The sequence below is a fragment of the Rhodoplanes tepidamans genome, from assembly GCF_030813915.1.
GTDB classification, from domain to species: Bacteria; Pseudomonadota; Alphaproteobacteria; order Rhizobiales; family Xanthobacteraceae; genus Rhodoplanes; species Rhodoplanes tepidamans.
In genome coordinates, this window is record NZ_JAUSUJ010000018.1 from 1 (window position 1) to 23,735 (window position 23,735).

22 protein-coding genes, 1 tRNA gene and 1 pseudogene are annotated in these 23,735 nt (G+C 70.2%); 9 read left to right on the forward strand and 15 right to left on the reverse strand.

All coding sequences use genetic code 11. The annotated features are described in order from the left end of the window. Positions 1 to 329 precede the first annotated feature (329 nt). Entirely contained in the window at positions 330 to 1,313 is a 984-nt protein-coding gene (locus J2S22_RS20225; protein WP_272777040.1) for an AraC family transcriptional regulator, read from the forward strand. Between the two features lie 224 nt (positions 1,314 to 1,537). Beyond that, a complete protein-coding gene (locus J2S22_RS20230) occupies positions 1,538 to 1,702 on the forward strand; it encodes a hypothetical protein (RefSeq protein ID WP_272777039.1) in 165 nt (54 codons plus the stop codon). A gap of 36 nt (positions 1,703 to 1,738) precedes the next feature. Here the strand turns inward: J2S22_RS20230 and J2S22_RS20235 are convergent, their stop codons facing one another. The 12 genes and pseudogenes from J2S22_RS20235 to fdnG all read right to left on the reverse strand — a co-directional run bounded on the left by J2S22_RS20235 (position 1,739) and on the right by fdnG (position 14,866). Further along, positions 1,739 to 2,794 carry an alpha/beta hydrolase family protein gene (locus J2S22_RS20235; RefSeq protein WP_272777038.1) on the reverse strand — a complete coding sequence of 352 codons (1,056 nt, stop codon included), beginning with the start codon at positions 2,792 to 2,794 and terminating at the stop codon, positions 1,739 to 1,741. 104 nt (positions 2,795 to 2,898) lie between these two features. Further along, positions 2,899 to 3,339, reverse strand: coding sequence for a biotin/lipoyl attachment domain-containing protein (locus J2S22_RS20240; RefSeq protein ID WP_272777037.1), 441 nt, complete (start codon positions 3,337 to 3,339; stop codon positions 2,899 to 2,901). A gap of 142 nt (positions 3,340 to 3,481) precedes the next feature. Further along, complete coding sequence (locus J2S22_RS20245) at positions 3,482 to 3,859, reverse strand: DsrE family protein (RefSeq protein WP_272777036.1); 378 nt, start codon at positions 3,857 to 3,859, stop codon at positions 3,482 to 3,484. Between the two features lie 156 nt (positions 3,860 to 4,015). Continuing rightward, positions 4,016 to 4,477 (reverse strand): hypothetical protein, encoded by a 462-nt coding sequence (locus tag J2S22_RS20250; protein WP_272777035.1) that lies wholly within the window; start codon positions 4,475 to 4,477, stop codon positions 4,016 to 4,018. Positions 4,478 to 4,494: 17 nt separating this feature from the next. After that, a tRNA-Sec gene (locus tag J2S22_RS20255) sits at positions 4,495 to 4,590 on the reverse strand. Positions 4,591 to 4,755: 165 nt separating this feature from the next. Next, a pseudogene (selB, locus tag J2S22_RS20260) lies at positions 4,756 to 6,618 on the reverse strand (selenocysteine-specific translation elongation factor); the annotation flags it as partial. Then, positions 6,615 to 7,433, reverse strand: a complete 819-nt coding sequence (locus J2S22_RS20265; protein WP_272777034.1) for a tetratricopeptide repeat protein — start codon at positions 7,431 to 7,433, stop codon at positions 6,615 to 6,617. The gene J2S22_RS20265 and the pseudogene selB, both read right to left, overlap by 4 nt. Next, on the reverse strand, positions 7,420 to 8,859 hold the full coding sequence (gene selA / locus J2S22_RS20270; protein ID WP_307155864.1) for an L-seryl-tRNA(Sec) selenium transferase: 1,440 nt from the start codon (positions 8,857 to 8,859) through the stop codon (positions 7,420 to 7,422). The genes J2S22_RS20265 and selA overlap by 14 nt, the downstream gene beginning before the upstream one ends. Positions 8,860 to 8,867: 8 nt before the next feature. Continuing rightward, positions 8,868 to 9,785: a formate dehydrogenase accessory protein FdhE gene (fdhE, locus tag J2S22_RS20275; protein WP_272777032.1), complete on the reverse strand. Its 918-nt coding sequence runs from the start codon at positions 9,783 to 9,785 to the stop codon at positions 8,868 to 8,870. 287 nt (positions 9,786 to 10,072) lie between these two features. Next, positions 10,073 to 10,804: a formate dehydrogenase subunit gamma gene (locus tag J2S22_RS20280; protein ID WP_272777031.1), complete on the reverse strand. Its 732-nt coding sequence runs from the start codon at positions 10,802 to 10,804 to the stop codon at positions 10,073 to 10,075. A 12-nt stretch (positions 10,805 to 10,816) separates the two neighbouring features. Next, positions 10,817 to 11,770, reverse strand: a complete 954-nt coding sequence (gene fdxH / locus J2S22_RS20285) for a formate dehydrogenase subunit beta (protein ID WP_272777030.1) — start codon at positions 11,768 to 11,770, stop codon at positions 10,817 to 10,819. A 15-nt stretch (positions 11,771 to 11,785) separates the two neighbouring features. Then, positions 11,786 to 14,866 (reverse strand): formate dehydrogenase-N subunit alpha, encoded by a 3,081-nt coding sequence (gene fdnG / locus J2S22_RS20290; protein WP_272777029.1) that lies wholly within the window; start codon positions 14,864 to 14,866, stop codon positions 11,786 to 11,788. A 604-nt stretch (positions 14,867 to 15,470) separates the two neighbouring features. Here fdnG and J2S22_RS20295 point away from each other — a divergent pair. The 7 genes from J2S22_RS20295 (at position 15,471) to J2S22_RS20325 (ending at position 20,795) form a co-directional block, all read left to right on the forward strand. Next, positions 15,471 to 15,908: a TlpA family protein disulfide reductase gene (locus tag J2S22_RS20295; protein ID WP_307155865.1), complete on the forward strand. Its 438-nt coding sequence runs from the start codon at positions 15,471 to 15,473 to the stop codon at positions 15,906 to 15,908. Further along, entirely contained in the window at positions 15,887 to 17,008 is a 1,122-nt protein-coding gene (locus J2S22_RS20300; protein ID WP_272777027.1) for a transglutaminase-like domain-containing protein, read from the forward strand. The genes J2S22_RS20295 and J2S22_RS20300 overlap by 22 nt, the downstream gene beginning before the upstream one ends. Positions 17,009 to 17,141: 133 nt before the next feature. After that, positions 17,142 to 17,384 carry a sulfurtransferase TusA family protein gene (locus J2S22_RS20305; protein WP_272777026.1) on the forward strand — a complete coding sequence of 81 codons (243 nt, stop codon included), beginning with the start codon at positions 17,142 to 17,144 and terminating at the stop codon, positions 17,382 to 17,384. Between the two features lie 30 nt (positions 17,385 to 17,414). Next, positions 17,415 to 18,584 (forward strand): cysteine desulfurase family protein, encoded by a 1,170-nt coding sequence (locus J2S22_RS20310; RefSeq protein ID WP_272777025.1) that lies wholly within the window; start codon positions 17,415 to 17,417, stop codon positions 18,582 to 18,584. Beyond that, positions 18,581 to 19,630 carry a selenide, water dikinase SelD gene (gene selD, locus J2S22_RS20315; RefSeq protein WP_272777024.1) on the forward strand — a complete coding sequence of 350 codons (1,050 nt, stop codon included), beginning with the start codon at positions 18,581 to 18,583 and terminating at the stop codon, positions 19,628 to 19,630. Before J2S22_RS20310 ends, selD begins: the two co-directional genes overlap by 4 nt. A 57-nt stretch (positions 19,631 to 19,687) precedes the next feature. Continuing rightward, complete coding sequence (locus J2S22_RS20320; protein ID WP_272777023.1) at positions 19,688 to 20,068, forward strand: MbcA/ParS/Xre antitoxin family protein; 381 nt, start codon at positions 19,688 to 19,690, stop codon at positions 20,066 to 20,068. After that, the gene (locus J2S22_RS20325; protein WP_272777022.1) at positions 20,028 to 20,795 is read left to right on the forward strand and encodes an RES family NAD+ phosphorylase; all 768 of its coding nucleotides are present in this window, start codon (positions 20,028 to 20,030) and stop codon (positions 20,793 to 20,795) included. The genes J2S22_RS20320 and J2S22_RS20325 overlap by 41 nt, the downstream gene beginning before the upstream one ends. A 156-nt stretch (positions 20,796 to 20,951) precedes the next feature. Here the strand turns inward: J2S22_RS20325 and J2S22_RS20330 are convergent, their stop codons facing one another. The 3 genes from J2S22_RS20330 to J2S22_RS20340 all read right to left on the reverse strand — a co-directional run bounded on the left by J2S22_RS20330 (position 20,952) and on the right by J2S22_RS20340 (position 23,727). Next, the gene (locus tag J2S22_RS20330; RefSeq protein ID WP_272777021.1) at positions 20,952 to 21,836 is read right to left on the reverse strand and encodes a helix-turn-helix domain-containing protein; all 885 of its coding nucleotides are present in this window, start codon (positions 21,834 to 21,836) and stop codon (positions 20,952 to 20,954) included. A gap of 88 nt (positions 21,837 to 21,924) precedes the next feature. Beyond that, positions 21,925 to 23,205, reverse strand: coding sequence for a TRAP transporter large permease (locus tag J2S22_RS20335; protein ID WP_272777020.1), 1,281 nt, complete (start codon positions 23,203 to 23,205; stop codon positions 21,925 to 21,927). Positions 23,206 to 23,217: 12 nt separating this feature from the next. Next, on the reverse strand, positions 23,218 to 23,727 hold the full coding sequence (locus J2S22_RS20340; protein WP_272777019.1) for a TRAP transporter small permease: 510 nt from the start codon (positions 23,725 to 23,727) through the stop codon (positions 23,218 to 23,220). Positions 23,728 to 23,735 lie beyond the last annotated feature (8 nt).

Sequence of the window (23,735 nt, forward strand, 5' to 3'; positions counted from 1 at the left end):
GTGACTTATGGTTGTTTTTTTTGGTATTTTGGGGTTGGGGCTACACCTCCCACCTGGCCCAACCCTGATCGGCGTGGCCCGCGCGCGGGGCGCCCCCGTGGCCCCCCCCCCCCGGCTCGGTCGAACGGCAGGTACGGGCTTTAGCCATTTTGTATTATGACATGTAATTCTCGAACGAAACCTCTAAGTTTATATTAAGCTACACTCAATTTCCGATACTCCGAAATCCGCAAGACTATCCCATTTCCGCAACATCACCGGAAAAGGTATTATAGACATCCGTTTCTCGTGAGCAGACTAAGTATTCAGCATTCCGCCCCCGGACCGACATGCTGGACCGCTTCAAGTTCCTGACCACGAGCAGCTTCGACGAGCATCGCGCGCGCGCAAAGGAGATCATCCCTGAAATCGTGCGCCTCGATCCGGAGCGGGCCGGCCCGTTCCGATGCGACGTCACGGGATTCACGTTCGACACGACGGCCGATTGTACCGGGATCTTCTCGGTCCAGCAGACCTCCGCCATGTCGCTCGTCGCCGATCCCAGCACCGGCGTCCGTCTGGTGATCCCGACCACGTCGTCGTTCGAGATCGTCCACGGCAGGACGGTCCGCAGCCTGGCCGCCGCCGGGATTGCCGGGCTTCTGCCCGTGGACGAGCTGGCGCTCCGGCTCACGGCCGGTCATCACATCTGCGCCTCCGCGAACCGGTCGCGTGTCGATGCGGCGGTAAGGCTCTTCGAATGCGACGCCGAGGCCGATACCATTCTGGGCCGGTTCTTCCTGGAACCCGGCCTGCCCGGTCTCCAGCTTCTGGCCGACCACGTCAGACGGGCGATCGCGACGCTCGACGACTCACCGAAGGCGGTGATCGACCTGCCCGCGTTCCGAGCGGCGTATGATCAGATTCTGGTGCTCCGACTCGCCGAGGTTCTGGCGACCGCGGCCGCCTCCGACACGCGGCGCGCCGTCGGCCGCAACACCGCGGCGCTGCAGCGCGCGGAGGAGTACATCCGGGCGCATGCGGAGCGGCACGTCGATCTCGCCGCGATGGCCCGCCACGCCGGCCTGTCGCTGCGCTCGCTGCAGATCCTGTTCCGGGCGAACCACGACTGCACCATCGTGCAGTATGTCCGCCGGCACCGGCTGGCACTCGCCCGCGCCCGGCTCGAGCACGGCGATCCCGAGACGACCATCGCCGAGATCGCCCGGCTGTCCGGCTTCTCCCATCTCGGCCATTTCACCGCCGCTTACAAGACTGCGTTCGGCGAGCCGCCCGGCCAGACTCTTCGCCGCGCCCGGCGCGTCTCGCCCTGACCGGCCGACCGCGCGCATTCGACGAAACTTTTCGCGACATCGACCCCCACGGAACAGCCGATCGCCCTAACCGCCGCGGCAAGTCTCGCGCGCTACGCTGTCCTCACGGCGGCGAGAGCGCGGGCGCCACGGCGAGGCACAGCGCCGCGGCCCGCGTCTCCCGCCGACCATCCGTCACGATGGCAGCCGACCGGGCGTGCCCGGTTCTTCGGGGAGTGCGGCCGATGCGCGTGTTCATTGCGTTGCTGGTGATGGTGATGCTGATCCTGTCGTGGGACACGGTCGCGCAGGGAGGCCGCTGGCAGAGCGGCCTCGTCGCCTCGGCCGCGGGCTACGGCGCCGCGGCCCGGTCCGAGACCCGCGGCATGTTCCGCCGCGCCGGGCTGTGAGCCCGCCGCGGCGGCGCCGGACGCCGGTATCGTTGCTCAGTTCTTCTTCGCGGCGACGGTCTTCTCGATCCAGGCGACCAGCCGGTCGGCGATCTCCAGGCTGTTGTCGTCCTGCATCAGCATGTGCGAGTTGCCCTTGATGCCGATCTCGGGCAGCACGACGTGATCGATGCGGCCGCCCGCCTTGGTCAAGGCCTCGGCGAACGCGCGACACGCCTTCAGGCGCGGCGCCCAGCGCGACGAGGTCTCCACGTAGTCGCCCCACAGCACCATGATCGGGATGCCGAGATAGGGCTTCAGGTCGCCGGTCGCCGACGGGCAGGTGCCGGGCTCGATCGAGACGATCGCGGCGATGCCCCTGGTGTCGAGCGCCGCCGTCTGGAACGGGTAGATGCCGGACTGCGAGTGGCTGATCAGCACGGTGCCGTCGAGCTGCTTCGCCAGCTGCGAGAGCGCCGTCACGGTCGGGTTCGGGGTCGGCATGGTGGCGATCCAGTCGACCACCATCTGCTTGTAGAACTCGTCCTTGGCGGCGAGCGGGAAGCGCATGCCGGGATGCACCTGCGGATACTCGGTGCCGAACCGGAAGATCGCCCACGCTGCCTCCTGGCCGGCCGCGAAGATCGGCGGCGTCTTGTCGGGCGGCGTCTTGCCGAGCCGCACGCTGTTGACGAGGCTCGGATCGGCCGACGAGCGGCCGCGCGACACCTGGTCGATCACGTAGGTCGGGTGGCCGCGACGGACGAAATACTCGTCCCACCCCATGCGGCCGTCCGGCGTGGTCTCCCAGGTCTTGCCGGTGAGGCAACAGCCGTGGATCAGCGTCACGGGCGGCCGCCGCGCCTCGACCGGCACCTGATAGCGGACATACATCTGCTCGACCGTGATGGTGCCGGACGGCGCGTAGGCGGGCAGGGTCGACAGCGTGTCGGATTTGATGGTGCGGCCGCCGACGAAGAAGCTGCCCTGCTTCGCCAGCACCAGCGGACCGGCGAGGCCGGGCGGCGGCGATGCGGGCGCCGGAGTCTGGGCGGCGGCGGGAAGCACGGCGAAGGCGAGCAGGGTCGCGGCGACGCGCAGTCGTCGGGTCATGGCATTTCCTCGTGGCGCCGGCGAGGGCGCGCGTTCTTCGTTGGATGTCTCGGTTGGATGTCGTGTCGGCCCGGAGGGCCGTCTCGGTGGGCAGAACCGGGCGGCTACCCGGTGCGGTCCTTGTAGGCGCCCGTGAGGAGCCAGGCGTCGAACGCCGCCGTGACGGCCTCGCCGGTGACGAGACCGTCGCGCCAGTCGTCGCGGGCGGGACGCAGGCGCATCATCCAGCCCTCGCCGAACGCATCTTTCATCATCAGCTCGGGCTCGTCCACCAGTCGCGCGTTGTGACCCAGCACGGTGCCGTCGAATCCCGCGCGCGCCGCGCCGACCCACTTGCCGCCTTCCACCATGGCGATCCAGCGGTCCTTCTCGAAGTCGAGCCCGGTGCGTTTCGGCGTGAACACCAGCACGTCCCCCATCAGACCGACCGCCCAGGGCGTGAAGCCGGCCCGCACCGCACCGTCCGGCTCGGCCGCGTACCAGATCTGGTTCTCCATGTCGTAGAAGAGATCGTCCGGATAGTCGGCGTCCAGCACCTTGGCCACGAGGAAGCTCCCTCCAAAGCCTCCGTCATGGCCGGGCTCGTCCCGGCCATCCACGCCTGTCCGCGGCCTACGGCCGCATCGTGGATGCCCGGCACAGGGCCGGGCATGACGACTCAGAAACAAGCCGGGACTACCGGATATCTCAATACGTCAGCACCCGGCACTCGCCTTCCATCAGGTCGCGGATCATCGCCGCGGCGCCCATCATGCCGCTGCATTCCGGAATCAGATCCGCCTCGGTCATGTCGAACAGATCGAGATTGGCCGGGCAGGCCCAGAAGCGGGCGCCCTGGTCGTGCGCCTCCCTGATCCAGTCGTGCACGGTCTTGGGGTGGCCCGACTTGATGTGGATGCCCTCGGCGACGCCCTTCCGCATCAGCCGGCCGGCCGTCGCCGTGCACACCACGTCGACCGCGTAGTCCATCGCGGCGGCGACGGCGGCGTGATAGAACGGTGCACCGAGCTCCTCGGGATTGCGCGGGTCGGTGTTGAGCAGCACGATCAGCAGGCGGCGGGTCATGGGCCGGGCTTCGCGGGGTTTTCGCCGAAGTCGCCCCACCCGCCGCTCAGTCCCGCGAATGCGGGACTCCAGCGGCCGCACGTCGAGACGCCCCCGTGTCCCCGCCTTCGCGGGGACGAGCGGAACCGGTGTCCATTCGTCGATGCCGGACGTCCCTCAGAAGTCCACAAGCGGCGTCTCCGGGATGTAGTGCTCGAAGAGAATCCAGAACGGCGCGTGGCGGTTCTCGACGTACCAGTTCTCGAACTCGGCGAGCGCCGCCGGGGCCGACGGCTCCGGCTCGTCCTCGCTCGTGAGGGAGCGGAACAGCGCCTGCGCGAAGGTCGCGAAACGCTCGATCACCTCGCTGCGGGCCTCGCTGTCCTGGCTCCAGCCGAGCTTGCCGCGCAGCATGGCGAAGGCGATGCCCACCGCGCTCTCCTCGGCGTCGGCGCCCGCCATCGCCTCGGCGAGCTCGCGCACGAGGTTGAGGCGGCGATACGCGAAGGCGCGCTCCTGCTCGAGCGCGGCGATGCGCTGCGCCGCCTCCCGGCGATACTCGCGCTCGGCCGTCTCGGCATGGCCGGCGGCCGCTTCGAGGGACTTCACGACCGACAGGGAGGAGACCGGCGTCGTCATCGCGCGCTCCCGAGAGGTGGCGGAAGAGAATGGGAGTCGAACCCACCAGAGACCGGCTCGCGGCCCCTCCCGGATTTGAAGTCCGGACGCCCCACCGGGGACGATTCTCTTCCGTTGTAATGTCTTCCAGCGTCGTCGGCAGGCGGCCCATCGCCTCGTGGATCGTCCGTTCGTGGAACGTCCGCCCGCAGACCGAACAGGTCGAGCCGATGCCTGTTCATGCGCCTGAGATCGCCGCGACGCAAGGTCACGCCGTGACGATCGAAGAATTCCAGGATCTGGATGGCGACCTTGCGGCCGTTGTCGAGCCGGTCGCGGAACTGCGCCGCCGTGAACACGCCCGCGTGGCCGGTGGCGAGATCGACCGCGATGGCCGCCATCTCGGCGACGGTGTCGCGCAGGAAGAAATGGTCGTGCGCCACCTCGTCGATGCGGCCGGTGCGCGCCGTCAGCTTGAGGACGCGCCGCACGACCGCCTCGTCGACCGCGAGCCGGCCGGCGATGTCGCGCACCCGCGGCGGCTTGAATTTCTCGGTGCCGCCGAGCGTCGGCGCGATCGCCTGCCAGAGCAGCTCCTCGGCCTCGTTCAGCCGCACGGCATGGCCGGGCCGGCGCACCCAGGCGCCGTCCAGCACCGCGGCCCCCTCGCGTGCGAGGCCCTGCAGCACCGAGCGGAAGGCCGGGGCCGGCAGGCGTGGCTCGATCTGCAGGCGCAGCCGCTCCAGCCCGACGCCCGGCAGGTCCGGGTTCTCGGCATGGAAGGCGTCGAGCCGGGCGACGATGTCGCGGACGAGCCGTTCCCAGGTCGAGGCGGCGAGCCCGATCACCAGATCCCGGTCGGCGATGCAGACGACGCGCAGCGTCTCGACCAGGCGGACGAGCGCGTCGTCGGAGAGCGCGTGGTCGCGGGCGAAGCCGGTGAGCTCGACGTGAGACGGCGGGCGCCCCAGCAGCGCCGCGAGCGACGCGCCGGGATCGTCGAGCGCCAGCGCGTCGAGCTGGACGAGGCGCTCGGGCGTGCGGCGCTTGCGGGCCGGGGCGCGCAGGTCGAGGAAGCGGCCGCCGCCGATGGTGCGGCTCGCCGAGACGTCGCGCAGCACGAAGCGGTCGCCCGCCGCGGCGGCGATCGGCCGCTCCAGCACGAGCTGCACCCGGCCCTCGCGGCCGGGCCCGGGCGGGGTGTCGTCGAGCAGCACGATGCGGGCGCCGACCTCGGCGCTGGCGTGATGGAGCCGCACCGGCATCCACTGCGTCACCGGCTTCGGCTCGCCCGGCAGCAGGCGCAGCACGACGTCGATGCGGTCGGCCGGCGCGTGCAGGGCCGGGTCGAGCACCATGTCGCCGCGCCGGATCGCCTCCTTGCTGATCTGCTCGCCGGCGAGAGCGAGGGCGCAGCGGTCGCCGGCGACGCCCTCGCCGGCCGGACGGTTCTGCGCATGGATCGAACGGACGCGGGCGGCGAGCCCGGACGGGCTCACGGCGACGCGGTCGCCGACGGCGACGCGGCCCGACAGCACCGTGCCGGTCACCACCGTGCCGGTGCCGGTCAGCGTGAAGGACCGGTCGACGGCGAGCCGGAACCGTCGCCCCGTCCCCTCGCGCCGGCCGAAGCGCCGCGCCGCCTCGAACAGGCGGGTGCGCAGCGCCGCGATGCCCTCGCCCGTCACCGACGACACCGGAACGATGGCGGCTTCCGCGAGGCCGGTGCCGTCGAGGGCGCTCAGAATCTCCGCGGTCGCCGCGCCGCGGCGCTCGGCGGAGACGAGGTCGACCTTGGTCAGCGCGACGACGCCGCGGCGGATGCCGAGCAGATCGACGATGGCGAGATGCTCGCGGGTCTGCGGCATCACCCCGTCGTCGGCGGCGACCACCAGCAGCACCATGTCGATGCCGCTCGCCCCCGCCACCATGGTGTGGACGAAGCGCTCGTGGCCCGGCACGTCGACGAAGCCGAGCACGCCGCCGTCCGCCCCTGCGTCGCCGCCGGCCGGGTCCGCCGGGACCGGCAGATAGGCGAAGCCGAGGTCGATCGAGATGCCGCGCGCCTTCTCCTCCTTCAGGCGGTCGGTGTCGACGCCGGTCAGCACCCGCACCAGCGAGGTCTTGCCGTGGTCGATATGGCCCGCCGTGCCGACGATCATGTCGCCTGTCCCGCGGGTGGATCGAGCGGTCCGGGATCCGGCAGCGGCGCGGCGGCGCGGCGGGCCGCCTCCGAGAGGCCGGCGGAGTCGAGCGGGTTGCGGGCCGCCGGCAGGTACTGCGCGGCGAGCGCGCTGCCGCCCGCCTGGGCGCGCAGCAGCCAGGCCAGCGCCTCGATCGGATCCGCCTCGACTCCGGCCCCCATGATCATGGCCGCGCCGAGCATCGCCTGGCCGGCGGCGTCGCCGCGTTCGGCGGCGCGCCGCCACCAGCGCACCGCCTCGGCCGGATCGCGCGGCACGCCCAGCGCGTCGTGATGGAGCATGCCCATGCGGGTCATCGCCGCGGCGACGCCCTGCTTCGCCGCGGCCTCGGCCCATCGACGCGCTTCGAGGACGTCGCGCTCGATCACCTCGCCTTCGAGCAGCATCCAGCTCAGCATGTCCTGCGACACCCCGTCGCCCTGCTCGGCGGCGGCGCGGTAGAGGCGCGCCGCCTCGGCGAAATCGGGGGCCCGGTCCTCGCCCTTGAAATGGAGCGCCGCGAGGTTGCGCTGGCCGACCGGATCGCCGTTGCCGGCGGCGAGCTCGAGCCAGCGCCGCGCCAGCGCGAGGTCGCGCTCGACGCCGAGCCCTTCGGCGAAGCAGGCGCCGACATTGTTCTGGGCGCGCGGCACGCCCGCATGGGCGAGCTCGGCCCACATGTCGAGCGCGGCCGTGTATTCGCCGCGGCCGGCGAGATCGTAGGCCTCGGCCATGCGGGCCTTCACGTCGATCGCCGGCGTCTCGCGGCCGAGCAGACGGTCAAGCCAGCGCATCGGCGCCTCCGGGCATGGACGCGAGGACCTGGAGGAAGCCCGACTCGTCGTCGAGACAGCGCAGGTCGAGCACCACGGCGCCGTCGGCGATGCGGCCGATCACCGGCACCGGCTGCTCGCGCAGCGCCTTCGCCAGGCTCTCGACGGCGCGGCCGGCGCCCCGCTCGTCGCGCGGACGGGCGAAGAGGCCGGCGCTCGCCAGCGTCGCCTGCGGCAGCGCGCCGGAGCCGATCTGGCTGGCGCAGTCGCCGGCCGTCACCTCGAAGCCGTCGCCGAGCGCCGCCGCGAGCGCTGGCGCGATCCGCCGCGCCTGGGCGAGAATCTCGGCCTGCGGCCGGGCGAGATGGCGCAGCGTCGGCAGCCGGTCGGCCAGCCGGTCGGGATCGCGATAGAGCCGCAGCGTCGCCTCGACCGCGGCGAGGCGGATCTTGTCGATGCGCAGCGCCCGCTTCATCGGGTTGCGGTTGATCCGCTGGATCAGGTCCTTGCGCCCGACGACGAAGCCCGCCTGCGGGCCGCCCAGCAGCTTGTCGCCCGAGAAGGTGACGAGATCGGCCCCCGCCGCCACCGCCTCGGCGACGGTCGGCTCGCGGGCGAGGCCGAAGCGGGCGAGATCGACGAGCGTGCCGGAGCCGAGATCGTCGACCACCGGCACGTTCCTCTCACGCGCGATGGCCACCAGCTCCTTCGCGGAGACGGCCGCGGTGAATCCCTCGATGCGGTAGTTCGAGGTGTGCACCTTGAGCACCAGGCCGGTGCGCTCCGAGAGCGCCTCGGCATAGTCTCCGGGATGCGTGCGGTTCGTCGTGCCGACCTCGACCAGCACCGTGCCGGCGCGGGCCATGATGTCGGGCATGCGGAAGGCGCCGCCGATCTCGATCAGCTCGCCGCGCGAGACGATCGCCTCGCGGTCCTTCGCCAGCGTGTTGAGGACCAGCAGCACGGCGGCGGCGTTGTTGTTGACGAGGGTCGCGTCCTCGGCGCCGGTGAGCTCGCACAGGAGATCGCGCACCAGCCCGTCGCGCTCGCCACGCCTGCCGGTCGAGAGGTCGAACTCGAGCGCCACGGTCCGCCGCATCGCCGCGACGGCGGCCTCGACCGCCGTCTCGGCCAGCACGGCGCGGCCCAGGTTGGTGTGCAGCACCACGCCGGTGAGATTGAGCACCGGGCGCACCGCCGGCGTCGCATCGGCGACGAGCCTCGCGAGCGCCGCCTGCGCCAGCGTGTCGGCCGACGGCGCCGTGTCGGCGGCCCCCTGGGCCCGCAGCGCCGTCCGCGTCTCGTCGAGCGCGGCCCGCACCGCCGCGACCGCCGCCGGCCGGCCGAACCGATCGACCGCGACGGCCGCCGTGCCGGTCTTCAGCACCTCGTCCACGGACGGAAGCCGGCGGAGCGCCGCGTCTCGGACCATCGCCCGGGAGCTCATTCCGGGCCTCAGACGCCGAGCATGAACGGGTTGACGCTGCCGCGCTTCATCCCGGTCTCGCGCACCAGAAGATCGAGCCCGAGCGTCGCGACGTCGTCGGCGACCGGATCGAGGCCTGGGTCCTTGTCGCGGTACAGCACCTTGGCGTAATGGCCGCACTCCGAGCAGGTCTCCGCCTTGATGGTGCCGCCGGCGCCCTCGACCTCCTGATAGGAGATGCCCTTGGTGCTGCCGCAGGAGGTGCAGCGGATGCGGACATAGTTCCACTGCGTGCTGCACTGGGCGCAGATGCAGTAGCGCGCCGCGTTGGCGCCGCCGATCTCGTCGATCACCGAGACCACCGGGCGGCCGCCGCAGGCCGGGCACACGGCGTCGCCCACCTGGACGAGAGCCTTCGGGTCGAGCGTCGCGGCGAGGCGGGCGAAATGGACCTGCAGGGCGGCGGCGACCAGCACGTGCTCGGCGATCGCCTCGACCGGAATCGCATCGGCCAGCACGGCCCGCATCATCACGGTGCGGCTCGCCGGATCGGCCTCCGCCACACGGCGGAGCGCGGTCCGGGCCTGGTCCGGCATGTGGCAGTCGGCGAACAGCACCAGCAGGCGGTCGAGCGTCGCCGTGCAGACGGCGTCGGGCGAAAAGCCCTGGCGGTCGAGCGGCGGCATGTGGTGGGCGCGGGCGCGCGCCACCGTCTCGGCCTCGGGCGGCGTCACCGGCGGCAGCTCCTGCTGCACCCAGTGCTGGGCGCTGGCGAGATCGGCCAGGAAGATCAGGTAGGGCTTCAGCGGATGCCCGTCCGCGAGGGCGCGAAACCGGTCGCTGCGGCGCAGGAACAGGGTCTCGGGATCGGGCCGCACCGCGAAGGGCGGCGCCGTGATGGTGCCGAGCTCGCCGTAGCTGCCCGCACCGGAACCGAAATCAGTCATCACTCACCTCACGAACCGCACGGGCCACGTGACAGGACCAGGACCGCGGAAGCTAATCAGAAAAACGGGATTGCGCCAAACGTCACCTCTCCCCGCACGCGGGGAAAGGTCGGATTTCACGCGCTTGCGCGGGAAATCCGGGTGAGGGGGCGTCTCCGTGTCCACGAGCCTGCGTATCCACGCGAGGCCCCCTCACCCCAACCCTCTCCCCGCACGCGGGGAGAGGGAGCGCCGGCGCCGTGCCCGGCGCCCCGAAGATCAACTGGCGGCGCCCGCGACGCGACACCTCACTCCGCCGGCGTGCCGGTCGGGGTGCGCACGTGGTTGGTCTTTTCGCTCCGGGCGAGCTGGCGCAGCCACATGCGGTGGTGCTTGAAGGCCCACCCGCCCGAGACCTTGCCCTTGACCATCGCGGTCATGGTGCCGCGGGCCCACACGGCGCCGTAGATGTGGACGATCAGGATGCAGACCATCACGATCGCCCCGAGCGAGTGGACCAGCACGGCGACGCGCTTCTGCTCCACCGTGGTGTAGGCGCCGAAATACTGCTCCCAGATCACCACGCCGGTCCCGATCATGATCAGGATCAGGATGCCCATCCACCAGAACACCGCCTTCTGGGCGAAGTTGAAGCGCCCCACCTCCGGCATCTTGTCCTCGTCGCCGGCCAGGAACGTGTGGATGTTCTTGAGCCAGCTCCCGTCCGCCGGCGACCACAGGTTGACCCGCCAGAAGCGCAGGAACAGCCCGGTGAAGCCGAGGAACAGGAAGACGCCGAACCACGGATGGATCGTCCGGGTCCACTGGCCGCCGCCGAACAGGCCGGTGAGCCAGTAGAGGCTGGGGTGGAACAGCGCGAACCCCGAGAGGGCGAGGAGCACGAATCCCCCCGCCGTCAGCCAGTGGTTGATCCGGGCCGCCGTCGAGTAGCGGACGACCACGACCGGCTCGACGACCGGATCGCCCTTCTCGAGAGCGTCGCCCTTGACGACCTCTCGTCTTTCGTTCGTCACGCTCATCACGCGTTCTCCCTAGGCGTTCTCGCCGGCCGGCGGCTTCTCGGCCATCTCCTTGGCCTTCTCCTCGTCGTGCGGGGAGACGCGGCTCGCCCCCGAGAAGATTCCGTGGACGACCGTGACGGCCGCCATCGCGCCGATGGCGGCGAAGCCGGCGTACTTGGCGACGCCCTTCCAGATCTCGACCAGCGGGCTGATCCGCGGGTTGTTCGGCAGGCCGGCGTAGATCTCCGGCTTGTCGGCATGGTGCAGCACGTACATCACATGCGTGCCGCCCACCCCCGGCGGATCGTACAGGCCGGCGTTCTTGAAGCCGCGGGACTTCAGGTCCTTGATGCGGCCGTCGGCCCACTGCTTCATGTCGTCCTTGGTGCCGAACACGATCGCCTGGGTGGGGCACGCCTTGGCACAGGCCGGGCCCTGGCCGACCGCGACGCGGTCGGAGCAGAGCGTGCACTTGTAGGCCTTGTTGTCGACCTTGGAGATGCGCGGGATGTCGAACGGACATCCCTTCACGCAGTAGCCGCAGCCGATGCAGTTGTCGTGGACGAAGTCCACGATGCCGTTCGAGTACTGCACGATCGCGCCCGGCGCCGGGCACGCCTTGAGGCAGCCCGGATCCTCGCAGTGCATGCAGCCGTCCTTGCGGATCAGCCACTCGAGGTTCTTGGTCTCCGGGTTCTCCCATTCGGTGAAGCGCATCAGCGTGAACGACGCCGGCGTCAGGTCGTGCGGGTTGTCGTAGACGCCGACATTGACGCCGACCTCCTCGACCATGTCGTTCCACTGCAGGCAGGCCGACTGGCAGGCCTTGCAGCCGATGCACTTCGACACGTCGATGAGCTTGGCCACCTCGGTCTGCCGCTTGGCGGGCGGCGTCACGGTGGACGCCGACCGGCGGATCAGGTCCTGGTCGCCGAAGCGCGGCGGGGTCGGAGCGGTGGTCGGGTTCGGGAGCGGGGGAAACATCTCTCGTGTCCTCCCTTACGCGACCGGCCCGGCGACGGGCTCGATGTCGACCAGGAACGCCTTGTATTCCGGCGTCTCGATGTTGGCGTCACCGACGAACGGGGTGAGCGAGTTCGGTCCGAATCCCTTCCTGGCCGCGCCCGTGAATCCCCAGTGCAGCGGGATGCCGACGATGTGGACGGTCTTGCCGTCGCAGGTCAGCGGCTTGATGCGCTTGGTCACCACCGCCTTGGCCGTCACGCTGCCGCGCTTCGACCACACCCGGACGGTGCCGCCCTTCTCGATGCCCTTCTCCTTGGCGAGCTCCTCGCTGATCTCGACGAAGAACTCGGGCTGGAGGACGGCGTTCGCGTGGGCGTGCTTGGTCCAGAAGTGGAAGTGCTCGGTGAGCCGGTAGGAGGTCGCGGCGTAGGGGAACTCCTTGGCGTCGCCGAACTGCTCGAAGTCGTTGCGGAACACCCGGGCCACCGGATTGCCGCGCACCTTCGGCGCGACGACGTTGACGACCGGCGACTCGAACGGCTCGTAGTGCGACGGGAACGGCCCGTCGCGCATCATGGCGCGAGTGAACAGCCGCGAGGTGCCCTCCGGGTTCATGATGAACGGCATCACGGTGTCGGGTTTGGCGGTGGGCGCGATGTCCGGCACGTCGTAGCCGGTCCACTTGGCGCCGTCCCACCACAGGAGCTTGCGGCTCTCGTCCCACGGCTTGCCCTGCAGGTCCGAGGAGGCCCGGTTGTACAGGATGCGCCGGTTCACCGGCCACGACCACGACCACTTGAGATAGGCGCCGGTGTCGTCCGGGTCCGAGGTGTCGCGGCGGGCCATGTTGTTGCCCGCCTCGTTGAAGCAGCCGGAATAGATCCAGCAGCCGCACGCGGTCGAGCCGTCGTCGCGCAGGGCCGCGAACGACACCACCTGCTTGCCCTTGGTGAGCAGCGTCTTGGTGGGATCGCTCGGATCCGGCACGTCGGAGACGACGTAGCCGTTGAGCTCCTTGGCGAGCTCCTCGGCGGTCGGCTCGTGCGGGTCCTTGTAGCGCCAGTCGAGATTGACGATCGGCTCCGGGACCTTGCCGCCCTCCTTGCGGTACAGCTCCTTCAGCCGCAGATGGATCTGCGCCATGATCCAGGCGTCGGTCTTCGCCTCGCCGGGCGGCGAGCCGCCGGGCCAGTGCCACTGCAGCCAGCGGCCCGAGTTGGTCAGCGACCCCTCGTCCTCGGCGAAGCAGGTGGTCGGCAGCTCGATCACCTCGGTCTGGATCTTCGACGGGTCGACGTCGTTGTTCGCCCCGTGGTTCTCCCAGAACCGCGCCGTCTCGGTCTGCAGCGGGTCCATCACCACCAGGAACTTCAGCTTCGAGAGCGCGGAGGTGATCTTCTTGCGGTTCGGGAACGACAGCAGGGGGTTGAAGCCCTGGCAGAAGTACCCGTTCATCTTGCCCTGGTGCATCAGCTCGAAGGCGCGCAGCACGTCGTAGGCCGGCACGTCGAGCTTGGGCAGCCAGTCGTAGGCGAAGCTGTTCTCCGGAGTCGCGGCGTCGCCCCACATGGCCTTCTGGAAGCTCACGAAGAACTTCCGGTAGTTCTGCCAGTAGCTCATCTGGTTGGGCCGCAGGGGCTTGAAGCCGCGCGTCGACATGTAGGCGTCGAAGCTCGGCTCGCGCTCCGTCGGGATCGTCAGATAGCCCGGGATCAGGTTCGACATGAGCCCGATGTCGGTCAGCCCCTGGATGTTGGAGTGACCGCGCAGCGCGTTCATGCCGCCGCCGCGCACCCCGATATTGCCCAGGATGAGCTGCAGCATCGCCATCGACCGGATGTTCTGCGACCCCTTCGAGTGTTGGGTCCAGCCGAGGGCGTACATCGACGTCATCGTCTTCACGGGAGACGAGCACTCGGAGATCATCCTGGCGATCGTCAGGAACTTGTCCTTCGGAGTGCCGCAGATGCGCTCGACCAGCTCGGGCGTGTAGAGCGAGACGTGGCTCTTCAGCAGGTTCCAGACGCAGCGCGGATTCTGCAGCGTCTCGTCGACGACCGCGAAGCCGTCCGGCCCGATCTCGTAGTCCCAGGTCGAGCGGTTGTAGTCACGCTTCTGCTCGTCGTAGCCGGTGAACAGGCCGTCCTGCCAGCCGAACCCCTCCTTCACGACGAAGGCCGCGTTGGTGAAGTTCTTGACGTACTCCCACTGCACCTTGTCGTTCCGGATGCAGTAGTTGATCACGCCGAGCAGGAACGCGATGTCGGTCCCCTGCCGGATCGGCGCGTAGTAGTCCGCCACCGACGCCGTGCGGGTGAAGCGCGGGTCGACGACGATCAGCTTGGCGCCACGGTTGGCCTTGGCCTCGGTGACCCACTTGAATCCGCAAGGATGCGCCTCGGCGGCATTCCCGCCCATGACGACGACGAGGTCCGTGTTCTTGATGTCGGTCCACGAATTCGTCATCGCACCACGGCCGAACGTCGGGGCCAGACTGGCCACCGTCGGGCCGTGTCAAACACGGGCCTGGTTGTCGAACGCCACCATTCCGGTGCTGCGGACGACCTTGTAGGTCGCCCACGCGGTCTCGTTGGTCGTCGCCGACGCGGCCAGGAAGCCGGTGGTCGTCCACCGGTTCACGGTCACGCCGTCGTTGTTCTTCAGAACGATGTTCTGGTCGCGATCGTCCTTCATCAGGCGGGCGATGCGGTCGAGCGCCTGATCCCAGGAGACGCGCTCGAACTTGTCGGAGCCCGCCTTGCGGATCTGCGGATGGAGGGTGCGGGTCTTGGCGTGGACGACATCGCGCAGCGCCGCGCCCTTCGGGCACAGGGTGCCGCGATTGGTCGGATGGTCGGCGTCGCCTTCGATGTTGACGATCTCGGCCTTCTCGCCCTTCTTCAGATCACCCTTCGAGTAGATGATGATGCCGCAGGCGACCGAGCAGTAGGTGCAGGTGTTGCGGGCCTCGGCGGTGTTCGCGAGCTTGAACGGCCGGATCGCCGCCGCATGCGCGGCCTCGACGTCGCCGAAGCCGAACGCACCGAGCGTGGTGCCCGCGAGACCCGCGCCTGCGCCGGCCAAGAAGCCGCGCCGCGAGAGCTCCATGTTCATGGATGCTTCCCTCCTGGTTACGTTGGCCCCCGCGGGGGACGGTGAGGGAGCTGCGCGGGGGACGCAGCTCCGATCGGGTCATCGAGTCAGGTGGTCGGGCAAAACGCTATTTTGGAACGCTGCCAAAGTCAAAACGATTCCGAACGTTGACCCGCGGAGGTCGCGCAACCGCGCGGCCGAATCCCGCCGTTGCGACGCGGCCGTCACGCTGCATCGCACAAAGCCGCCGTCCTGCTGTCGTGCGTCCTTGACGAACTGATCACGTCGCGCGCCGCTCGCGCGAAAGCCGTTGACGCGGGGGACGCCGCTCTCGCAGAGTGCGGCCGTGATCGCGAGCACGGCTCCCGGGTGCCGGGGCCCCCTCACCTTGTCGCAAGCCTTATCGCAGCACCGGCGCCGCACCGGGCCGGTATTCCGTTGCGCCGCGGAGGTCGCGCCCGCCGCGCGCGGTCGCGGCGCGTCGCGGTTGCAGCGCCGCGATCTGCTGCGCCTTTTTGCTGCAGGCCTCCTCGTCGAGCTCCTGCCCGGCGGATTCGGGCCCGTCGCACCGGCGGCCGCGTCCGAGACGCGGCTGCGGCCGTGGAGCGGTACGAGTCCGACCGGCGTGGCGCTCGACGCGACGACGGGCGCCCGCGTCGCCCTGGACGATGCCCGCGGCCGGACGGTGATTCTCCATTTCTTCGCGACCTGGTGCGGGCCCTGCCGGGCCGAGCTGGTCCTGCTGCAGGAATTCGCCGACCGCCGGGACGACCTGATCACGCTCGCCGTCGACGTCGGCGAGGTCGACGCGCGGGTGAAGCGCTTCGCCGGCGAGATCGGCTGGAGGCGACCCGTGCTGCTCGACCGCGACCGCGCGGTGGCGCGCGCCTTCGGCGTTTCGGCGCTGCCGACCACCATCGTGCTCGACGCCACCCTGACGCCGCGGCTGATCGCCGAGGGCGACCTCGACTGGCGGACCACCGCCGTGACCGATCCGATCGTGACGCTCGCCACGCCAACCCCCGACGGGAGGAGACAAGCATGCATCGACGCGACGTGTTGAAGGCCGGTGCCGCCCTGGCGGCGACCGCCACCCTGCCCGGGCTCGCGCCGGCGCAAGGCGCCGCGTCGTCGGCGGCGGCTGCCGGCTTCGCGCCGAAGCCCGGCGCGTGGCGCAGCTTCGAGGTGACGACCCGGCTGGAGATCGCGAGGCCCGAGGGCCGCACCCAGGCCTGGGTGCCGGTGCCGAGCGTCGACGAGGAGGCCTGGTTCCGCTCGCTCGACAGCACCTTCACGTCGAACGGCGAGGCCGCGCTGGTGCGCGAGCCGAAATACGGCGCCGGCATGATCCACGTCGAATGGGCGGCCGGCGAGGCGGCGCCGTTCGTCGAGGTGCGCAGCCGCGTCGCGACCCGCGACCGGGCGACCGACTTCTCGACGCCGGTCCGTCCCGCCCCGCTGTCGGCGGCCGAGCGCGCGCTCTACACCGAGGGCACCGATCTCATCCCGGTCGACGGCATCGTCAAGGCGACGGCGGAGAAGATCACGGCCGGCGCGCGCGACGACGTCGCCAAGGCGAAGGCGATCTACGAGTGGATCGTCGACAACACGTTCCGCGACGCCAAGGTGCGCGGCTGCGGCATCGGCGACATCGCGGCGATGCTGAAGACCGGCCATCTCGGCGGCAAGTGCGCCGACCTCAACGCGCTCTATGTCGGCCTCGCCCGCGCCGCCGGCCTGCCGGCCCGCGACGTCTACGGCATCCGCCTGGCGCCCTCCGCCTTCGGCTACAAGAGCCTCGGCGCCGGCTCCGAGGTGATCACCAAGGCGCAGCACTGCCGCGCCGAGGTGTGGCTCGCGGCGTTCGGCTGGGTGCCGGTCGATCCGGCCGACGTGCGCAAGGTGGTCCTGGAGGAGCCGCCGGCCAACCTCGCGCTGAGCGATCCGAAGGTGACGGCCGCCCGCGCGGCCCTGTTCGGCGCCTGGGAGACCAACTGGCTCGCCTACAATGTCGCGCACGACCTCGCGCTGCCGGGCGCGCAGGGGCCGAAGATCGGCTTCCTGATGTATCCGCAGGCCGAGACCGCCAGCCAGCGCCTCGACTGCCTCGATCCGGACTCGTTCCGCTACGTGATCAGGGCCAAGGAGACGACGGCGGCGTGAACGATCGTCGCGAGCGACGAGGCATCCCGGTTCTCCGCTCATTCCCGCGCAAGCGGGAATCCAGGGCCACACGTCGTGAGGCCCCTGGGTCCCGGCCTTCGCGGGGACGAGCGGAGAGTGAAGAGCGAGGACGATGACAGACGCGAACACCACCGAAACCGTCCTCGATCTCCGCGGGCTCTACTGCCCGCTGCCGGTGCTGAAGGCCAAGACGGCGCTGCGGCACGTGCCGGTCGGCGGCACGCTGGTGCTCGAATGCACGGACCCGCTGACCGTGATCGACGTGCCGCATTTCGTCGCGCAGACCGGTCACCGGCTCGGCGGCCAGGAGAGGACCGGCGACCTCTACGTCTTCCGCATCGTGAAGCAGCATTGAACGGCCGCACGGCCGCCTGGACGAACCGTCATGATCCCCGTCTATCTCGACCACAACGCGACGACGCCGATCGACGAGGACGTCCTCGCCGTCATGCTGCCCTATCTGCGCGAGCGGTTCGGCAACCCGTCCTCGTCGCATCCGCCGGGCCGCCGCGCCCGCGAGGCGGTGGAGACCGCGCGGGCCGAGGTGGCGGGCCTGATCGGCGCCGCCCCCGACGAGATCGTGTTCACCAGCGGCGGCACCGAGGCGAGCAACACGGCGATCCGCGGCGCCGCGGCGGCCCGGGAGGGACGGCGCGGCATCGTCACGACGGTGCTGGAGCATCCGGCGACGGACGAATGCTGCCGCCTGCTGGAGCGTGCCGGCCATCCGGTGCGCCGCGTCGCGGCGCGAGCGGACGGCCGCGTCGCCGCCGACGACGTGATCGCGGCGCTCGACGACACCGTCGCGCTCGTCACCCTCATCCACGCCCAGAACGAGATCGGCACGCTGCAGCCGGTGGACGAGATCGCGCGCGCCGCCCGGGCGCGCGGCGTCTGGGTGCACGCCGACGCGGCGCAGTCGCTCGGCAAGGTGCCGGTCGACGTCGACGCGCTCGGCGTCGACCTGCTCACCATCGCGGGCCACAAGCTCTACGCCCCCAAGGGCATCGGCGCCCTCTATGTCCGCGGCGGCATCGCGCTGCCGCCGCTGCTCGCCGGCGCCGGCCAGGAGCACGGCATGCGGCCCGGCACCGAGAACGTCGCCTTCATCGTCGCGCTCGGCGCCGCCTGCCGCATCGCCGCCCGGAAGCTCGACCGCGACGCGGTGCGGATCGGGGCCCTCGCCGGCCAGCTGCTGGTGCGGCTGCAGCGCGCCGTGCCGGGGCTGGCGCTCACCGGCCATCCCGACCAGCGGCTGCCCAACACGCTGAACCTGCTGTTCTCCGGCGTCTCGGGCCGCGCCCTGCTCGAGGCCTGCCCGCACGTGCTCGCCTCCACGGGCTCGGCCTGCCATGCCGGCAGCGAGGAGCCCTCCGCCGTGCTGCTGGCGCTCGGCATCGACCGGGCCGCGGCGCTCGGCGCCGTGCGCCTGTCGCTCGGGCGCGCCACCACGGCGACCGACGTCGAGGCCGCCGCCGACCATCTCGCCGCCGCCTGGCGGCGCCTGCGCGCCGCGGCCGAGGCCGCCCCGCGCCTCTCCGGAGCCCCCACATGACCATCCACGACGTCCGCCTCACCAGCCTCGCCCATGGCGGCGGCTGCGGCTGCAAGCTCGCCCCCGCGGTGCTGCAGCAGCTCCTCGCCGCGCAGCCGGCGGCCGGCCCCTTCAAGCAGCTCCTGGTCGGCACCGAGACCGGCGACGACGCCGCCGTCTGGCAGATCGACGAGACCACCTGCGTGATCGCCACCACCGACTTCTTCATGCCGATGGTGGACGACCCGTTCGACTTCGGCCGGATCGCCGCCACCAACGCGATCTCCGACGTCTACGCGATGGGCGGCAGGCCGATCATGGCGCTCGCCATCCTCGGCATGCCGATCGACAAGATGCCGCCCGAGACGATCCGCAGCATCCTGAAGGGCGGCGCCAGCATCTGTGCCGAGGCCGGCATCCCGGTCGCCGGCGGGCACTCGATCGACTCGCCGGAGCCGATCTACGGGCTCGCCGTGATCGGCACCTGCCGGCCCGACCAGGTCCGCCGCAACGCCGACGCGCGGCCCGGCGACGACCTGATCCTCACCAAGGCGCTCGGCGTCGGCATCTACGCGTCGGCGATCAAGAAGTGCGTGCTGCCCGAGGGCGCCTACGACGAGATGATCGCCTCGACGACGCTGCTCAACCGCATCGGCGCCGATCTCGCCCGCGACCCGGCCGTGCACGCCGTCACCGACGTCACCGGCTTCGGCCTGCTCGGCCACGGGCTGGAGATGGCGCGGGGCGCCGGCGTGACGCTGACCACCTCGCTGCAGGCCGTGCCGCTGCTGTCGCGGGCGGCCGAGCTCGCCGAGGCCGGCTGCGTCACCGGCGCCTCGCACCGCAACTGGGCGAGCTACGGGAGCGCCGTAGAGCTCCCCGAAAGCCTGCCGGAGTGGCGGCGCCACGTCCTCACCGACCCGCAGACCTCGGGCGGCCTGCTGATCGCCTGCGCTCCGCAGCGCACCGACGCGCTCCTGCGCACCATCGTCGAGGCCGGCTACCCGGCGGCGAGCCGCATCGGCCACGTCGAAGACGGCCCGGCGGCGATCCGCGTGGTGGGATGACGATCGTCTTGCACATGAAACATTGATGGCCTATCCTTTCCCAGGAAAGGATAGGCCATGCAGAGCGAGCCTGCCCTCTCGGCTGTGCCCGACGAGGCCGTGGTGATCACCAGGGCGACGCTGCGGGCGGCGACCCGCCTCGGCCTGTCCAGCCGGGCGCTGTCGGGCGTGATCGGCGTGTCCGAGGCGACGGTCTCGCGGATGCGGGCCGGCACGCACCTCCTTCATCGCGGCCAGAAGCCGTTCGAGCTCGCCGTGCTGTTCGTTCGGCTCTACCGGTCGCTCGACGCCGTCATGGGCGGCGACGATGCGGCGGCCGCGGCCTGGATGAAGGCGCGCAACGCGGCGCTCGACGCGGAGCCGATCGCCCTCGTCCAGACCGTGCCCGGGCTCGTCAATGTCATCCAGTACCTGGACGCCCGCCGCGCTGTCGTCTGAGGCCACGCCGCTCGCCGGGACGGCATGGCGGCTGGTCGAGGCGCAGCACCACGTCTCGACCCTGAAGCTGGTCGACTCGGTCGCCGAGCAGGAGCTGCTGGAGCGCCTCGTGGAGGAGACCAAGCCGGCGATCCCGCCGGAATGCCGCGGGCTCCATCATCTGCTCTACACCCCGTTCCGCTACGGCCCGTATCCGAAGGGGTCGCGCTTTCGCCGCGCCGGGGCGACGCCCGGCGTCTTCTACGCGGCCGAGGCACCCGCCACCGCCGTCGCCGAGACCTCCTTCCATCGCCTGCTCTTCTTCGCCGAGTCGCCGGCGACACCCTGGCCGTCGAATCCGGCCGAGTTCACGGCCTTCGCCGTGGATCATGCGACGGGGCGCGCCCTGGATCTCGACGCCGGAGCCCTCGCATCGATCCGAGCGGCCGTGACGCATCCGACCGACTACACGATCGGCCAGTCCATCGCCGACGCGGCCCGCGAGGCCGGCATCGACGTGATCCGCTATCCTTCGGTGCGCGATCCCGGCGGCGGCGCGAACCTCGCCCTGCTGTCCTGCCGGGCCTTCGCCAGCCCTGCCCCGACCGGGCAGCAGACCTGGCGGCTGCGGATCAGCGACACCGGCGTCCACGCGATCTGCGCGGCGCCGGCCGCGCGCATCACCTTCGACCGCGCCTGCTTCGCCGCTGATCCGCGCATCGCCGCGATGATCTGGGATCGGTCCTGATATCAGCCTTCGTCCGCTCGGCCCTCCTCCGCCGTCATGGCCGGGCTCGTCCCGGCCATCCACGATCTCTGGTCTTGCGAAACGTCCGGGCCGTGGATGCCCGCGACGAGCGCGGGCATGACGAGTCCGGGGATCCGATGGCCGGGCCGGCGCGCCTCACCCTGCGGTGCGCGCCAGCACGGTGCGCAGCATGCGGGCGCCGGCCTCGCCCTTCTGGGCGCGCCCCCACTGCTCGGTGATGATGGTCTTGAACAGGCGTACCGCCTCGGGCGTCGCCGTCGCCATGGCGATGCCGGAGGTGATGTTCGGGTGGTCGCCGAGCCGGTAGGGGCTGAGCGTCACGGCGGCCGAGTCGGCCGCCTCGAACACCTGGAAGGTCTGGAACGGCGCCTGGTCGTCGATGACGCCGATCTGCACACCGATCGGCGGATGCTCCAGCAGGCCGGCGACGCGCTCGACCTCGCGGGCGGCGAGCGCCCGGCGCTGGCGCACCACGGCGGCCGGCAGATCCCAGCGGCCGACCAGGCCGGAGTGGAGGAACCGCTCGATGTCCGGCGCCGAGACGATGCTGAGCACCGGGATGCGCCGCATCGCGGCGCCGCGCCGGCGCGCGTGCAGGATCGCCAGCAGGGCGTCGATCTCGGCCCGCGCCGCGGCCGGCTCGCGGTGGCTCTCCGGGATGCCTTCGAGCAGCATCACGCGGAGATGCTCCATGTACTCGTCGGACTGCAGCAGGAACGAGAACGGCGAGAAGTTGCCGAGCACGTGGACGGCGGTCTCCTCGAGCTGGCGCATGCGCTCGAAGAACGACACGGCGTTGGCGTAGTACTCGACCCCGACCCCCATCAGGGACGGAAGCGACGTCTCCAGCAGCTCGGAGATCTTCTCGAGCGTCTCGATCTTGACGAGCTCGCCGCGCTCCAGCCGGTACACCGCCGCCCGCGACACGCCGATCGACTCGGCGATCTTGCTCACCGTCAGGTTCTTGCCGAGCCGATAGGCGCGCAGCCGTCGGCCGATCTCGGCCAGATGGTCGGACATCATTCTCCCCGTGATCCACCTCGATGCGGCGGCGGACGGTGTCCGGGATCGTGTCGTCTCGTGTCTCTATGGATCGCGGCGGCGAGCATCAGCGCATGATCGATAGAATTCCCGTGGAAATCTGCGGGACGTAGGTGATGAGCAAGAGCACCAGAACGTTGACGGCGATGAACGGCCAGATGCCGCGAATGATCAGCTCGACCGGCCGGCGCAGCGTGGACGACGCGACGAACAGGTCGAGCCCGAACGGCGGGGTTATCATTCCGATGCAGATGTTGAGGCAGACGACGAGGCCGAAATGGACCGGGTCGATCCCCAGCGACGTCGCGACCGGATAGAACGTCGGGATGAGGACCAGCAGAATGGAGTTGGGATCGATGAACATCCCGGCGACGAGCAGAACGACGTTCACGATCAGGAGGAAAACGATCCAGTCGACGTTCCAGGCCGCGAACAGCTGCGTGAAGAAGGCGGGCACCTGCGCCAGGGTGATGAGGAAGGACAGCATCGACCCGGTGGCCAGCAGGATGAAGATGACGGCCACGGTGATCGCCGAGCCCTCGGCGATCTCCAGCAGGACTTTGAAGCCGATCGACCGGTAGACGACCATCTCGATCAGGAGCGCATAGGCGACGGCGACAGCCGCGGCCTCGGTGGCCGTGAAGATCCCGCCATAGATGCCGCCGAGGATGATGAAGGGCATGCCCAGCGCGACGAGCCCGTCGCGCAGGGCGAGCATGCGCTCGCCCCGCGTCGCGCGCGGGAACAGGCCGGCGCCGGTGCGCCACGTGACGATCTGCACGTAGATCATGAACGCGACGCCGAGCGCGACGCCGACCGCGAAGCCGCCAGCGAACAGGTCTGCGATCGACGTGCCGGTCAGCCAGCCGTAGATGATGAGCGTGATGCTCGGCGGAATCAGCAGCGCGCATTCCGCGCTCGAGGCAATCAGGGCGAGCGAGAACGTCTCGGAATAGCGCGCCTTCAGCAGTTCGGGATGCAACAGCCGGCCGAGCGCCGCGACGGTCGCCGGCGCCGATCCGCAGATGGCACCGAAGCCCATGCAGGAGACGACCGTCGTATGACCGATTCCACCGCGGACGTGACCGATATTGGTCTTGACCAGGTCGGTGAGGCGCTTCGCGATGGTTCCGCGCGCCATGATGTCGGCGGCGAAGATGAAGAAGGGGATCGCGAGCAGGGTGGAGACGTTCACGCCGCCGAGGAGCTTCTGCGCCAGGGCGACCGGCGGGATCGACGAGAACAGGAAATGCCACGCCAGCAGGGTCGGGATCCCCATGACGAGGAACATCTCGAAGCCCAGCACGAGAAGGATCACCGCAATGACGCAGAGAAGGATGACGGTCATCGCGCGCTTACCTCAGTGATCCTGTAGCACATCGCGAATCGTGAACCGGTTCTGGACGCCGGTGAGCTCAAGCAGGTAACGCAGCGACAGAAGCGCGAATCCGACCGGCAGCGGGGCATAGAGCCACAGCATCGTGGTGCCGAGCGTCGGACTGATCTGCCCGCTCTGGAGGATGAACAGCGCGAGATCGAAGCTGAACTTGGTGAAGATCAGGCAGAAGACCAGGCCCGCCAGATTGATCGCGATCTGCACCAGGCGGGCGACTCGGCCCTGCATCTGGTCGATCAGCACGGTCATGGCGATGTGCCTGCGCCGCTCCAGCGCCAGCCCCAGACCGACGAAGACCAGCCACGCGAGCCCGAACAGCGTCGCCTCGTCGATCCACGCCAGCTCGGTGGCGAGTTCCGCGCTGAAGTACCGGATCACGACGTTGACGAAATACATGAACGACATCGCGATCAGCACGACCGCGATGAACGTTCTCTCGACGATGCGGACGATGTCCAGTGCGCGAGCCAACATGCTTGTCT

Bases quoted from the DNA above. Each gene is read 5' to 3' on its own strand.
- J2S22_RS20225 (WP_272777040.1), top strand. From the start codon at position 330: ATGCTGGACCGCTTCAAGTTCCTGACCACGAGCAGCTTCGACGAGCAT.
- J2S22_RS20230 (WP_272777039.1), top strand. From the start codon at position 1,538: ATGCGCGTGTTCATTGCGTTGCTGGTGATGGTGATGCTGATCCTGTCG.
- J2S22_RS20235 (WP_272777038.1), bottom strand. From the start codon at position 2,794: ATGACCCGACGACTGCGCGTCGCCGCGACCCTGCTCGCCTTCGCCGTG.
- J2S22_RS20245 (WP_272777036.1), bottom strand. From the start codon at position 3,859: ATGACCCGCCGCCTGCTGATCGTGCTGCTCAACACCGACCCGCGCAAT.
- J2S22_RS20250 (WP_272777035.1), bottom strand. From the start codon at position 4,477: ATGACGACGCCGGTCTCCTCCCTGTCGGTCGTGAAGTCCCTCGAAGCG.
- J2S22_RS20265 (WP_272777034.1), bottom strand. From the start codon at position 7,433: ATGCGCTGGCTTGACCGTCTGCTCGGCCGCGAGACGCCGGCGATCGAC.
- selA (WP_307155864.1), bottom strand. From the start codon at position 8,859: ATGAGCTCCCGGGCGATGGTCCGAGACGCGGCGCTCCGCCGGCTTCCG.
- fdhE (WP_272777032.1), bottom strand. From the start codon at position 9,785: ATGACTGATTTCGGTTCCGGTGCGGGCAGCTACGGCGAGCTCGGCACC.
- J2S22_RS20280 (WP_272777031.1), bottom strand. From the start codon at position 10,804: ATGAGCGTGACGAACGAAAGACGAGAGGTCGTCAAGGGCGACGCTCTC.
- fdxH (WP_272777030.1), bottom strand. From the start codon at position 11,770: ATGTTTCCCCCGCTCCCGAACCCGACCACCGCTCCGACCCCGCCGCGC.
- J2S22_RS20300 (WP_272777027.1), top strand. From the start codon at position 15,887: ATGCATCGACGCGACGTGTTGAAGGCCGGTGCCGCCCTGGCGGCGACC.
- J2S22_RS20305 (WP_272777026.1), top strand. From the start codon at position 17,142: ATGACAGACGCGAACACCACCGAAACCGTCCTCGATCTCCGCGGGCTC.
- J2S22_RS20310 (WP_272777025.1), top strand. From the start codon at position 17,415: ATGATCCCCGTCTATCTCGACCACAACGCGACGACGCCGATCGACGAG.
- selD (WP_272777024.1), top strand. From the start codon at position 18,581: ATGACCATCCACGACGTCCGCCTCACCAGCCTCGCCCATGGCGGCGGC.
- J2S22_RS20320 (WP_272777023.1), top strand. From the start codon at position 19,688: ATGCAGAGCGAGCCTGCCCTCTCGGCTGTGCCCGACGAGGCCGTGGTG.
- J2S22_RS20325 (WP_272777022.1), top strand. From the start codon at position 20,028: ATGTCATCCAGTACCTGGACGCCCGCCGCGCTGTCGTCTGAGGCCACG.
- J2S22_RS20330 (WP_272777021.1), bottom strand. From the start codon at position 21,836: ATGTCCGACCATCTGGCCGAGATCGGCCGACGGCTGCGCGCCTATCGG.
- J2S22_RS20335 (WP_272777020.1), bottom strand. From the start codon at position 23,205: ATGACCGTCATCCTTCTCTGCGTCATTGCGGTGATCCTTCTCGTGCTG.
- J2S22_RS20340 (WP_272777019.1), bottom strand. From the start codon at position 23,727: ATGTTGGCTCGCGCACTGGACATCGTCCGCATCGTCGAGAGAACGTTC.